Source organism: Phenylobacterium kunshanense (assembly GCF_003254525.1).
GTDB classification, from domain to species: domain Bacteria; phylum Pseudomonadota; class Alphaproteobacteria; order Caulobacterales; family Caulobacteraceae; genus Phenylobacterium; species Phenylobacterium kunshanense.
Genome location: NZ_QFYS01000001.1, coordinates 135,892 through 148,326 on the forward strand (window position 1 = coordinate 135,892; position 12,435 = coordinate 148,326).

A 12,435-nucleotide genomic window follows, 5' to 3' on the forward strand; every position below is an offset into this window, starting at 1 on the left:
AATGGGGGAATACATGGCGGTCAGCGACCACGTCGATCTGAATGGCTTCATCGAAGGTGTGAAGCGTCGAAACCCGGGCCAGTCCGAGTTCGTCCAGGCGGTCCAGGAAGTGGCCGAGGACATCTTCGACTTCATCCAGGACAAGGAAGAGTACCACAAGGCCCAGATCCTGCGCCGGATCGCCGAGCCGGACCGGGTCATCAGCTTCCGCGTCTGCTGGGAGGACGACAAGGGCAATATCCGCGTCCAGCGGGCCTGGCGCGTCCAGAACAACAACGCCATCGGCCCTTACAAGGGCGGCATCCGCTTCCATCCGTCGGTGACGGAGAGCGTGCTGAAGTTCCTGGCGTTCGAGCAGACCTTCAAGAACGCCCTGACCGGCCTGCCCATGGGCGGCGGCAAGGGTGGGTCGAACTTCAACCCGAAGGGCAAGTCCGACAACGAGGTCATGCGCTTCTGCCAGAGTCTGATGATCGAGCTGTACCGCCACGTCGGCGCCGACGTGGACGTGCCGGCGGGCGACATCGGCGTGGGCGCGCGCGAGATCGGCTACATGTTCGGGCAGTACAAGCGCATCACCAACCACTTCACCGGTGTGCTGACGGGCAAGGGTCTGGAGTACGGCGGCAGCCTGATCCGCACCGAGGCTACCGGCTACGGCGCGACCTACTTCCTGCAGAACATGCTGAAGACGCAAGGCAAGGCCATCGACGGCCACAGCGTCGTCATCTCCGGCTCGGGCAACGTCGCGACCCATGCGGCCGAGAAGTGCCACCAGCTCGGCGGAAAGGTGCTGACCCTCTCGGATTCCGAAGGCTTCATCTACGACCCCGAGGGCATGACCCAGGAGAAGATCGACTGGGTGAAGGATCTGAAGACCAAGCGCCGCGGGCGGATCAGCGAGTACGCCAAGGAATTCAAGGGATCCGAGTTCCATGCTGGCAAGACGCCTTGGGGCGTGAAGTGCGACCTGGCGCTACCTTGTGCGACCCAGAACGAACTTCTGGGGCCTGACGCCGAGACGCTGCTGGCCAATGGCTGCATCGCGGTCTCCGAAGGCGCCAACATGCCGACCAACCTGGACGGCGTGCACAAGTTCAAGGCCGCGGGGATCCTCTTCGCGCCGGGCAAGGCGGCGAACGCCGGTGGCGTGGCGGTGTCCGGCCTCGAGATGAGCCAGAACTCGGCCCGCATCTCGTGGAAGGAAGAAGAGCTCCAGCGCCTGCTGCTCGACATCATGCAGGGCATCCACGACCGCTGCGTCGAGTACGGGACCAAGCCCGGCGGCGGCGTCGACTATGTGAAGGGCGCGAACATCGCCGGCTTCAAGAAGGTGGCTGACGCCATGCTGGCCTACGGCGTGGTCTGACCCACGAAGACCTGTGAGACGGCGACGGCCGCTCCACCTCGGTGGGGCGGCTGTTATCGTATGGCGGTCACTCCCTTGACGAGCGACGGGGCGGGGTGCCACCTGAGGTGATCGCCGCCCGCGTGGCGGCGCGCTGGGGCGAGGACCTGCGTCTGGGCGAAACCTAGGCGCGAGCGTAGCGCCAGACGTACCTCACCGGCTCGCTACCTTCGTCCACTGAAGGGCTTTCAGCGGCGGATGCCCTGGCGTCGGCGTGGCCTGGCCGGGCCGGTGGAAGGCGTGGCAGGTCGTGCAGTCGGCATCGTCGGCCGCCGCGATCTGGGCCGTGGTCTTGCCGTGGCAGGTGGCGCACTTGGCGATGTCGGGGATCAGTACGTCCGCCGTCCGGTCCGAAGTCTTCGCCGCGTGGCAGTCCGCGCACTTGAAGCCGCCCTTCTTCGACGTTCCGGGGCCGCCATGTTCGGGGACGCTGTGGTCGAAGCCGCCTTTGGGCAGATAGCGCTGGGTCAGGCTCACGGGCGCCATCCGTACGGTGTCGCCCTCCCAGGTGATCGTATGGCAGTCGTAGCAGGCGCCGCCGGGCGAGAAGGCGGCGCGATACGCGCTGGCGCCGGACGCGGTGTAGATCGAGGCCCGAAGGATGCGCGGCCGGGCCCGTTCGGCGCCTGGGGCGATGAGCGTGCGGCCGGCCAGCGTGTCGACGACCTTCTGCAGCTCGCCGTGAGGCAGGTACCTGAGCTGGCCGCCCTCACGAACGAAGGCCAGGGAGTGGCAGCTCCCGCAGTCGCGCTCCATCTCGATCGGCCTGAAGGCCTTACCGCCGGCGTCGGGGCGATGGCACGAGGCGCACTCCAGGGCGGCGCCGTAGCCCGCGCCTTTGCCGAGGTCGATGGCCTGCCGGGCCACGCCGCCCAGCGGATCCATGTGCAGGTCGTGCGGGAAGATGAGGCCGTTCTTCTCCGTCGGCGCCTGGGCCGAGGTGAGGGGCGCCCGCTGGAACTTGGGCTTCGGACCGGCTTCGGTCACGATCATTGCCTTGAAGGGCGCGTGCTCGAAATTCGGGAAGCGCTTGTCCGGCGTGTTCGCGATCGAGGTGGACTCCAGGCGCTTCGACAGGTCGGTGTGGCAGCTCTCGCAGTCGTGGACGACGGCCAGTTTCGGCTTGTCGCTGAGCGGCGCCTGGGGGTCAGGCCCCTTACCGGCGGGTGTGTGCTCGATATGGCAGCTCGCGCAGCGGTCGGTCGGGTGCCCGAGCAGGGTTTGGGCGTAGAAGCCGATGGCGCCGAGCCCCTTGGGCGGTGGCGTGCCATCGCTCAGGCGTTCGCGAGGGGCGTGGTCGGCGACCAGGAGCGGCTTGAACGGGCTGCCGAGGTCCCGCGATCGGGCCAGCGCCTTCTCGGCCATTCCCGGCGTCGCGTCATGGCAGCTCTGGCAGGTGTCGTCGCGGACCGCCACGAAGGCGTTGGCGTGGCAGGCCTTGCAGTCGTCCTGCAGGAACGCGTGCGACTTGGATAGGGCCCCGGCTTGCCACTGCTTCTGCGGATTGATCAGCAGCTTCGAGCCGGAGAGGACCGCGACCAGGGGCAGGACAAGACACAGCAGCAAAATGCCGGCGCCCAGGATCCAGGACATGCGGCGTCTGCCGAACACCTGGGCCTTGAGCGAGAAGTCGCTGGGGGACAGATGGTGCTCGTCCTCTTCCCGGGTGACGATCACCAGCGCGTCATCGTCTGGCGCCGGGCCGAACGCCACGGTGTAGGAGCCGAAGACGACCTCCGGCCGGGCCGAGATGTCGAGGTCGGCGCCCTGGACCTCGCGGCCGCCGACCTGGAACGTCTGTCCGCCGACGGCTTCGATGCGGACGCGTCCCGGGCCGCTGAACCGCATCCGGGCGTGAGCCAGGTCGATCGTGAGGTCTGCCAGGACGATGTCGTTGGTCTCGGCGCGCCCAATGGTGGCCTCACCGCCCGAAATGGAGCGGTCGCGGACGATCGGGTCGCCGCCTCCGGCGCGCTGCGTGATCAGCCTGAGATGGAATTCCTGGGCCACCGGCTCACCAGTACGCAAAGACGCTGACGATGTGCGCGGTCAGCGCCGCCAGCAGGGCGAAGGTGGCGGGGATGTGCACGAAGAGCCACCCCTCGAGCATGGCGGTGATCTGCATCTGGCGGCGCGCCTTGGTCAGCACGGCGTCCTTCTGCTTCATCACCTGTTCGATCCTGGTGAGCGCCTCGGCCTGGCGCGCGCTCGGCGGATTCGGCAGCGCACGAAGCTGGACCATCGCTCGCTTGTTGGCGCAACCGCGGTGATCGTTCGTGAGGCGGGTCCAGAAGCCGCCGCCCATTTCAGTGTCTTCGATGGAGCGGCGGACAACCTCGGCCCCGGCCCGGTCGAGCGGCTGGGCGAGATCGGCGAGCTGGCGGTCCAGACTCTCCACCGCCTCGATCATCTGCTTGCGGGTGGTCTCGCCCCGGTTCCCGTGCAGACGCTCGGGCAGGGTGGCGTACGCCCAGATGCCCAATGCCCCCGACGCGATCACCAGCATCATCAGCGCATAGGCGAGGGTGTGGACGTTCCAGCCGAACTGGAACCCGGTGTGCAGGGTGCCCAGCACCACCAGGGACAGGCCAAGGTAGACATGGGCGGAGACCCAGGCCTTCAGCGAGTAGTGACCGGCGGTGATGACGCGCTTGCGGATGCCGAGGCACGCCAGCCAGACGATCAGGCCGGCGCTCATGGTCCCCAGGAGATAGCCGAGCCAGCTTCCGCCGCTGGGCGGTTCGGCCAGTCGGCTGGCGGCGACGAAATAGACGCCCACCGCCACGACGCAGAGCGCCGTCGCCACCTGGGCCCAACGAAAGCCCTTGTAGGCGAGGAAGCCCTCGTGGGTCCGCTGCCGGACGCGTTCGGTGTGTCCCGCGACGTCGCTCATCGGACGGCGCTGCCCCCCGCATGCGGCGCGGCTGCGGCTCCCGCGCCGACGATCGCGATCATGACGATCTTCGCCATTCCAGACGCCCCAACTCCCGGCCGATCGGCCGCGCCCCCGGACGCCCTCCCCAAGCGGCGTCGCGTGCTCTCCCATAGCTCCGCTAACACGGGTCGCCCCAGGGTGGGGAGCATAAAGTGTCCGCCCATCGTCGCCAGACCCTTCGACCGCAACTAGCGGCGATCGACCCGCGCGACCGACAGGAAGGCGTCGGGCGTCACGCGGATCGCGGCGCCGGTGGGGCAGGCGCGGACGCAGGCCGGCCCGCCGGGCTTGCCCGAGCACATGTCGCACTTGATGGCCAGTTTCGGGGACTCGGCGCCCTCGGCCTTGGTCGCCTTCTTTCGCCATTCGTAGGAGGGTTGGCCGGGCCCAGGTCCCTTGCCGAACAGCATCCACTCCCACAGCGGCGGCTTCTTCGGCGGCGGCTTGTCCATCTGGATCACGCCGTAAGGGCAGGCGCGCTGACAGTTTCCACATCCGATGCAGGTGTCGGAGATGAAGACTTCCCCGTCGGGGCCGCGCCGGATCGCGTTGGGCGGGCAGTCGCTCATGCAGTGCGGATGTTCGCAGTGGCGGCAGGACGTCGGCACGTGAATGTTGGCGAACGTGGTTCCGGCCTCGCGGTTGAGGCGGGAGATGCCGTCATGGCTGTCGGCGCAGGCCTTCTCGCAATTGTCGCAGCCGACACAGAGGCTCTCGTCGATCAGCAACACGTCGGTCGCCTCGCCGATCCCCTGCTTGATCAGGAAGTTGGCCACGGACGAGTACATATCGACCGCGCCGCCGAACTCCTCCTTCTGGCTCTCGATGAACGCGTTGATCTCCTTGCGCGCGTGCATCTCCTCTTCCATCCGCTTCCGAAGTTCGGGCTTGCGGGACAGGAGTCTGCGGAACGGCTCGGCGGGCAGCTTGACGACGGTGGAGCGGATCGCCGCCTTCACGGTCGCCACCCGCGGCGACCGCTCGATCATGGCCATCTCGCCCGAGTACGAGCCGGCCGGAACGTAGGACATGAACACCGGCTTCCCGCCGAGGTTCTTCTCCACGATCATCGAGCCCGACCGGATGATGTAGAGGTCGTCCGAGACGTCGCCCTCGTTGATGATCGCCTGGCCGGGGCGCACCTCCATCACCTCGGCGCCGGCGAGCACCTCCTGGATATCGGCCGGCGTGAGGCCCGACTTGAAGATCTGCAGGACCTGCCGCTCGCTGGTGATGCGGTTCACCGTGTCGCGGGCCTCCGGCACCTGGGCCATCAGCTTCAGGGCGGCCATGCGGGGGATTTCGATGCAGATGGTCGGCTCGGCCGCCCGGATCGTGGCGCCGCGCTTGCGGCCTGAGATCAGGCCGACCTCGCCGAAGATCGAACCCTTGCCGATCGGCACGGTGATGTTCGGGTTGGAAGGGTCCACCTCGACCTTCACCGACCCCGAGGCGATGCCGAAGACCGACGACCCGGGGGCGTTGCGGATGAAGATCGCCTCGTCCGCCTTGTAGGCCCGCACATCGGAATCGAGCAGGAACTCGCGCATCTGCAGCGGCGAGAGCCCGTTCAGGATCTCGACGTTCTCGCGAAGGAACGCCAGCCACTCCGAGACCTTCCGGTTTCCGGGCAGGCCGGCCAGCTTCTCCTTCAGCAGCGGCTCGTCGGCGGGCTCCAGGTCGGTGACGCCCATGATGAATTCGACGACGTCGTAGCCCTGGTTCATGCAGTGCTTGATCAGCGGATAGCCTGCCAGGGCGCCGATGACGTAGATGCCGGGCTTGGTCGTCTCGAAGGTGGGCGACAGGGTGGGGAAGGCGCCCGGCGAATCGCTGGCGAAGGCGATGCCGCAGCTCTCGACGAACTTCCGCGGCGGCGAGGCGCCCATGCGGGCGATGATCCGATCGCAGCGATGACGCGAAGAGCCCTGCGGCGTGTCGACGGTGATCCAGCCCGGCTCCACCAGGCTGGGCGTAGTCTCGGTCATCACGGTCATGCGGCCGGCGTCGCGCGTGGCCATCAGGGCGTCCACGTTCGCCTTCTTCGCGCGGGCGAAGTCGGCGGAACGATTGAGAATGGTGACCGTGTTGCCCTGGGCGGCGTCGGCGGCGAGCCCGAGGGCGTTCTCGATGCCGGCATCGCCGGAGCCCACCACGAAGATGTGCTCGTCGGTGTATTCGCCGGGATCGTCGAGCTGGTACTGGACGTGGGGCAGGTTGGCGCCTTCGCACCGCATCAGGTTCGGATTGCCCTGGGTGCCGATGGCGAGGATCACGTTCTCGGCCCTGATCGGCGCGCCCTTGGTCAGCTCAATGGTGAAGTCGCCTTGATCGCCGGTGATCGCCTTCACATCGGCGTTGAAGCGGACGTTGACGCCCGCCGCCTTCACGTCGGCGTCCCACTGCTCCAGGATCTTCTCGCGCTTCCCGGCGTCGAACTCGCAGTCGGAGCGCAGCACCAGCACGGACGGCGTGGCCATCACGTGCTTGCCCTTCTGGTATCGGTAGATCGTGTCCGAGAGGTGGTCGGTCTTCTCCAGCAGGACGTGGCTGAGGCCCTTCCGCGCGGCGTGCGCGGCGGCGCTCATCCCGGCGGGGCCCGAGCCGATGATCGCGATCTTGAACACTTCGGACATCCAGACGCCCCCAGGCCCCCCGGCCGTTCATACGCCCCAACTTAGAGCGCCCACACACTGCAACATTTCCGATCGGCGTTGAACGCGCTACCACGCGGCGCAAGTCGGAGGGAGTGTTCAGTTCATGTCGGCGGAAGTCGGTCAGTTCGCGCTGATCCTCGCCTTGCTGCTCGCGCTCGTCCAGTCCGTGGCGCCGCTGGTAGGCGCGTGGCGACGGGATGGCGTGCTCATGGCGGTGGGTCGCCAGGCGGCGCTGTTGCAGGGCGGCTTCGTCCTCCTCGCCTTCGGATGCCTCGCCTACGCCTATGTCACCTGTGACTTCTCGACGGCCCTCGTGGCCCGTCACAGTCACACGACCCAGCCGCTGGCGTACCGGTTCGCCGCCACCTGGGGCAGCCACGAGGGGTCGATGCTGCTCTGGGTCCTGATCCTGGCGGTCTATGGCGCGGGCGTGGCCTTCTTCGGCGGCACGCTCCGGGAAACGCTGCAGGCGCGGGTGCTGGGCGTTCAGGGCCTCGTGGGGGTCGCCTTCCTGGCCTTCCTGATCTTCACCTCCAACCCCTTCCTGCGCCTCGACCCCGCGCCGATCGAGGGGACGGAGCTCAATCCGCTGCTGCAGGACCCCGGCCTCGTGCTGCACCCGCCGCTGCTGTACCTCGGCTACGTCGGCTTTTCGGTCGCGTTCTGCTTCGCCGTCGCGGCGCTGATGGAGGGGAGGGTGGACGCGGCCTGGGCCCGCTGGGTGCGGCCGTGGGTCCTCGCCGCCTGGGCGCCGCTGACCGCCGGGATCACCCTGGGCAGCGCCTGGGCCTACTATGAACTCGGGTGGGGAGGCTGGTGGTTCTGGGACCCCGTCGAGAACGCCTCTCTCATGCCGTGGCTGCTCGGCACGGCGCTGCTGCATTCGGCCCTGGTGCTCGAACGCCGTGGGGCGCTGGCGAGCTGGACCGTGCTGCTGGCCATCCTGACCTTCTCGCTCAGCCTCGTCGGCACCTTCCTGGTCCGCTCCGGCATCCTGACGAGCGTCCACGCCTTCGCCGTCGACCCCGAGCGCGGCGTCTTCATCCTGGGAATCATCGCGCTGACAACGGGCGCCTCGCTGGCCCTCTATGCCTGGCGGGCGCCTTCCATCCGCGCCGGGGCGCTGTTCCAGCCGCTGTCCCGCGAGGGTGGCGTCACCCTGAACAACCTCTTCCTCACTGCGCTCACCGCGACGGTCTTCCTGGGCACCTTCAGCCCGGTGTTCATCGAGATGCTGAACGGCGACAAGATCTCGGTCGGGCCGCCCTACTACAATCGGACATTCGCGCCCCTCGCCGTGCCGCTGCTGGCGCTGGTGGTTTTCGGGCCGATGCTGAACTGGAAGCGCGACGAGGTCCGGAAGGTCGTCCAGCGCCTCCGCATCCCGCTTGGGGTCGCCGGCATTGTCCTTCTGGCCGCCGCTCTGTTCGGCGGACTGAAAGGCCTGGCGACCGCCGGCGGACTGGCCATGTCGGCTTGGCTGATCGTCGGATCGTTCGCGGTCCTGGGCCGCCGCTGGTGGGCAGGCCGCGCCTACCTGGCCCGCTCGGTCGCCACCACGCCGCGCTCGGTCTGGGGCCTGGTCCTGTCCCATGCCGGGCTTGGCATGCTGACCCTGGGCATCACCGGAGTCACATCGTGGGAGAGTGACAAGGTCCTGAACATGCGTCCGGGCGAGACCGTTGAGTTCGCCGGACGGGTGCTGACGCTGCAGTCGCTGGAGATGGCCCAGGGCCCGAACTACGAGGCCCGCCGCGGCATCCTGATCGTTCGCGGCCCCGGACCGGACTACAGCCTTCGTAGCGAGCGCCGCTTCTATCCGTCTGCACAGTCGCAGACGACGGAGGCGGGCATTCGCGTCGGGTTCCTAGGCAATCTCTATGTCTCGGTGGGCGAAGAGTCCGAGCAGGGCGTGATCGTGCGCCTGTGGCATCACCCGCTCATCGTGTGGATCTGGATCGGCGGTTTCGTCATGTCCATCGGCGGCCTGGTATCGCTGAGCGATCGTCGCCTGAGGGTCGGCGCCGCGGTGAAGGCCCGGACCATCCTTCAGCCCGCGGCCGCCGAATGAAGCGCATCCTCTTCATCCTGCCGGTCGTCGGCTTTGCGGTCTTGCTGGGGGTCTTCTTCGCCGGACTGGGGCGGGATCCGCGCGCCTTGCCGTCGGCCTTCGTCGGGAAGCCGCTTCCGGCCTTCCAGGCTCCGCCGGTCCGCGAGGGCGATGCGGGGCTGTCCAACACGGACTTCCAACGTGGCGAGCCCGTGCTCCTGAACGTGTTCGCGTCCTGGTGCGGGCCCTGCCGGGTCGAGCATCCCGTGCTGATGCGCCTGCGGGCGCAGGGTGTCGCGATCCACGGTCTGGACTGGAAGGAGGACGCCGCGGCCGGTGCGAAGTGGCTGGTCGACAACGGCGATCCCTACATCCGCGTGGGTTCGGATCCGACGGGACGGACCGGGATCGAGTTCGGCGTCGCCGGGGTGCCTGAAACATTCGTGATCGATCGGCACGGCAAGGTCCGCTACCGCCACGTCGGCGCGGTCACGTCCGACGTCTGGGAGACGAAGCTGAGGCCGCTGATGGAAGAACTGAGGAGTGAACCGTGAGGCGCGTGCTGCCCCTGGCTCCCGCGTTCGCCCTGCTGGCGCTGCTGTTGCTGGCGAGCCCCGCCGCGGCGGTGAATCCTGACGAGCAACTGCCCGACCCTGCCCAGGAGGCGAGGGCGGTGGAGCTGAGCCGGGAACTCCGCTGCGTCGTCTGTCAGAACCAGTCGATCGACGATTCCGATGCGGCGCTGGCGCGGGACCTACGCATCATCCTGCGCGAGCGGATCGCGGCGGGTGACACCGACAAGCAGGCGATCGACCACATCGTCGCCCGCTACGGCAGCTTCGTGCAGCTCCGGCCGCCGGTGCGTGGCGACACGCTGGCGCTCTGGTTCGGGCCGCTGGGCGTGCTGGTGCTGGGCGGGGTCGGGGCATACCTCTACATCCGCAGCCGGACGCCGGCCGCCGCAGCGGCGTTGACCGCGGCGGAGGAAGCCGAGGCGGCCGAACTGCTCAAGACGGACAAGGCGGACTGATGCTGCTCTGGATGATCCTCACCTTCATGACCGTCCTGGCCGCGGTGGGCGTCGCCATCCCCCTGCTGCGCCGGCGTGACGCCGTGCAGGCGGACCGGGACGATGCGCTCGCGGTGCTGAAGAATCAGCTCGGAGAGATCGAGGCCCAGGCCGCCTCCGGGGCGGTCACGGACGCCGAGGCCGACGCGCTGAAGAGCGACCTGAAGCGACGGGTCCTGGCGGAAGCGCGTCGGGAAGAGGCTCCGGCCCGCCCGCTGGCCGATCGCACCCTGATCTACGTGGCGCTCGGTCTGGCGGCGATCGTCACGCTCGGCGGCACGGCGCTCTACATGAAGATCGGTCGCCCTGATGTGCCGGCCAGCCCGGCGCTCGCCCCCGGCGCGCCCGCCGGTGCGCCCGCCGCACCGGGAGATCATCCGCAGGGCGACGTTGGAGCCATGATCGCCCAACTGGAAGCCCAGATGCAGCAGACGCCCAACAATCCGGAAGGCTGGCGAATGCTGGGCTGGTCCTACCTGCAGACCGGTCGACCCGCCGACGCTGCGAGCGCCTACGGCAAGGCCGCGGCCCTCGATCCCAAGAACCCGGAGTATCTGTCGGCCCAGGGGGAAGCGACGGTGCTGGCGGCCCAGGGGGCCGTCACCCCGGCCGCCGAGGCGATCTTCCGAAAGACCCTCGCCGTCGATCCGGCCGATCCCCGCGCCCGCTACTATCTGGCCGTGGGCAAGGATCAGCGGGGCGAGCGGGACGCGGCCATGGACGACTGGATCGCCCTGATCAGGTCCGCGCCGGCCGACTCGCCCTGGGCCGCCGAGGTGCGGGTTTTCGTGGAGCGCGTCGCCGCCGAACGTAAGATCGATATCTCGGGCCGCCTTCCTCCGGTTCAGTCCGCTGGGGCGGCCGGCGCGCCCCAGGGCCCGACGGCCGATCAGATGGCCGCCGCCCAGGACATGAGCGAAGCCGATCGCCAGCAGATGGTGCAGGGCATGGTGTCCGGCCTGGCCGAGCGGCTGAAGCAGAATCCCCGCGACCGCGCGGGATGGGAGCGGCTGATGCGGGCGCGAATGGTGATGGGTGACACCCAGCAGGCGGCGAGCGACTATCGTGACGCCAGGCGGGCGTTCGCGGGCTCGCCGGCCGACCAGCAGGCCTTGCGCGAGGCGGCGCTGCAACTTGGCGTGCCGGGAGCCTGAGATGCCGTTGTCGCAGGTTCTGGAGCGCGGCGGCGCGGGCGCGGCGGCGGAGCTGATCCTCGAGCTGCTGCCCGAGCCGGTCCTGCTGGTTCAGGCGCACGAGGGCGAGCCGCCCGAGATCGCCTATGGCAACGCCGCGGCGCGCGAGGTCTTCCGCATAGAGCTGGCCGGCGCTCCGCTGGGGGCGGCCCTTCGAAGGCCGGAGGTGCTGGAGGCGATCGAGGGCGCCCTGGAGATCGAGGCGCCGACCGAGGTCGCCTTCGAGACCATCGGCGTCCAGCCGCGTTTCTGGCGCGCCTTCGCCCGTCCGCTGGAAGCCGGACCGGAGGGGTTGCGGCGCCTGGTGGTCGTGCTCCGCGACGAGACCGACGCCCGCCGCACTGAGAGAATGCGAGCGGACTTCCTGGCCAATGCGAGCCATGAACTGCGCACCCCGCTGGCCTCGCTCGCCGGGTTCGTGGAGACCCTGCGGACCCACGCCAAGGACGATCCCGAGGCGAGGGACAAGTTTCTCGGGATCATGGCGCAGCAGGCGACGCGAATGGCGCGGCTGGTGGACGACCTGCTGTCACTGAGCCGGATCGAGCTCAACGAGCACATCGCGCCCTCGGGCAAGGTCGAGCTGGCGCGCACCATCCAGGACGTCGTCGATGCCGTGCGTCCGCTCATCGAGGAGCGGGGCGTCAACATCACGACCGATGTCCGGCCGGGGGTGACGCCCGTGACCGGCGATCGCGACCAGCTCGTGCAGGTGATCCAGAACCTGGTCGACAATGCGGTGAAGTATACGCCGAAGGGCGGCGCCGTCCGGATATCCCTGGAGCCGGCCGCGTCGGTCGAGGCGGCGCGGGCGCCCAGCCGCAGCGGCGTAGGATTGTCGCTGCTCTCGCCCGACGCGCCCGAAGGCCAGGCGTTCGTGGTCATCCGCGTCACCGACGACGGCCCGGGCATCGCTCGCCAGCACCTGCCGCGGCTGTCGGAACGCTTCTACCGCGTGGAGGGCCAGCGCAGCGGGGGCACGGGCCTGGGACTTGCGATCGTCAAGCACGTGGTGAACCGACATCGCGGCGGCCTCACGGTCGAGAGCGCCGAGGGCGAGGGGACCACGTTCAGCGTCTATCTGCCCCTGGCGCCGGCGGTCGCCGCCCAAGCCTGACTGTCG

9 protein-coding genes are annotated in these 12,435 nt (G+C 68.7%); 6 read left to right on the plus strand and 3 right to left on the minus strand.

Going from position 1 to position 12,435, the window contains the following annotated elements; genetic code table 11:
* The first annotated feature begins 13 nt into the window (after nt 1-13).
* The gene (gene gdhA, locus DJ019_RS00605) at nt 14-1,369 is read left to right on the plus strand and encodes an NADP-specific glutamate dehydrogenase (protein WP_111274722.1); all 1,356 of its coding nucleotides are present in this window, start codon (nt 14-16) and stop codon (nt 1,367-1,369) included.
* A gap of 192 nt (nt 1,370-1,561) precedes the next feature.
* Here the strand turns inward: gdhA and DJ019_RS00610 are convergent, their stop codons facing one another.
* The 3 genes from DJ019_RS00610 to DJ019_RS00620 all read right to left on the minus strand — a co-directional run bounded on the left by DJ019_RS00610 (nt 1,562) and on the right by DJ019_RS00620 (nt 6,979).
* Nucleotides 1,562-3,418 carry a cytochrome c3 family protein gene (locus tag DJ019_RS00610; RefSeq protein ID WP_111274055.1) on the minus strand — a complete coding sequence of 619 codons (1,857 nt, stop codon included), beginning with the start codon at nt 3,416-3,418 and terminating at the stop codon, nt 1,562-1,564.
* Nucleotides 3,419-3,422: 4 nt separating this feature from the next.
* Entirely contained in the window at nt 3,423-4,301 is an 879-nt protein-coding gene (locus DJ019_RS00615) for a hypothetical protein (RefSeq protein WP_111274056.1), read from the minus strand.
* 230 nt (nt 4,302-4,531) lie between these two features.
* The gene (locus tag DJ019_RS00620; protein WP_111274057.1) at nt 4,532-6,979 is read right to left on the minus strand and encodes an NAD(P)-binding domain-containing protein; all 2,448 of its coding nucleotides are present in this window, start codon (nt 6,977-6,979) and stop codon (nt 4,532-4,534) included.
* A gap of 124 nt (nt 6,980-7,103) precedes the next feature.
* On the opposite strand from DJ019_RS00620, the gene DJ019_RS00625 reads away from it, so the two are divergent.
* Genes DJ019_RS00625 through DJ019_RS00645 form a run of 5 tightly spaced genes read left to right on the plus strand, consistent with a single transcriptional unit; the run spans nt 7,104 to nt 12,429 of the window.
* Nucleotides 7,104-9,071, plus strand: a complete 1,968-nt coding sequence (locus DJ019_RS00625; RefSeq protein ID WP_111274058.1) for a heme lyase CcmF/NrfE family subunit — start codon at nt 7,104-7,106, stop codon at nt 9,069-9,071.
* Nucleotides 9,068-9,604 (plus strand): DsbE family thiol:disulfide interchange protein, encoded by a 537-nt coding sequence (locus tag DJ019_RS00630; protein WP_111274059.1) that lies wholly within the window; start codon nt 9,068-9,070, stop codon nt 9,602-9,604. Before DJ019_RS00625 ends, DJ019_RS00630 begins: the two co-directional genes overlap by 4 nt.
* Nucleotides 9,601-10,080: a cytochrome c-type biogenesis protein gene (locus tag DJ019_RS00635; RefSeq protein ID WP_111274060.1), complete on the plus strand. Its 480-nt coding sequence runs from the start codon at nt 9,601-9,603 to the stop codon at nt 10,078-10,080. Before DJ019_RS00630 ends, DJ019_RS00635 begins: the two co-directional genes overlap by 4 nt.
* Nucleotides 10,080-11,273: a c-type cytochrome biogenesis protein CcmI gene (gene ccmI, locus DJ019_RS00640; RefSeq protein WP_111274061.1), complete on the plus strand. Its 1,194-nt coding sequence runs from the start codon at nt 10,080-10,082 to the stop codon at nt 11,271-11,273. Before DJ019_RS00635 ends, ccmI begins: the two co-directional genes overlap by 1 nt.
* A 1-nt stretch (nt 11,274) precedes the next feature.
* On the plus strand, nt 11,275-12,429 hold the full coding sequence (locus DJ019_RS00645) for a sensor histidine kinase (RefSeq protein ID WP_111274062.1): 1,155 nt from the start codon (nt 11,275-11,277) through the stop codon (nt 12,427-12,429).
* Nucleotides 12,430-12,435: the final 6 nt, after the last annotated feature.

Coding starts and splice junctions, on each gene's coding strand:
- gdhA (WP_111274722.1), top strand. CDS start 14: ATGGCGGTCAGCGACCACGTCGATCTGAATGGCTTCATCGAAGGTGTG.
- DJ019_RS00615 (WP_111274056.1), bottom strand. CDS start 4,301: ATGAGCGACGTCGCGGGACACACCGAACGCGTCCGGCAGCGGACCCAC.
- DJ019_RS00620 (WP_111274057.1), bottom strand. CDS start 6,979: ATGTCCGAAGTGTTCAAGATCGCGATCATCGGCTCGGGCCCCGCCGGG.
- DJ019_RS00625 (WP_111274058.1), top strand. CDS start 7,104: ATGTCGGCGGAAGTCGGTCAGTTCGCGCTGATCCTCGCCTTGCTGCTC.
- DJ019_RS00630 (WP_111274059.1), top strand. CDS start 9,068: ATGAAGCGCATCCTCTTCATCCTGCCGGTCGTCGGCTTTGCGGTCTTG.
- ccmI (WP_111274061.1), top strand. CDS start 10,080: ATGCTGCTCTGGATGATCCTCACCTTCATGACCGTCCTGGCCGCGGTG.
- DJ019_RS00645 (WP_111274062.1), top strand. CDS start 11,275: ATGCCGTTGTCGCAGGTTCTGGAGCGCGGCGGCGCGGGCGCGGCGGCG.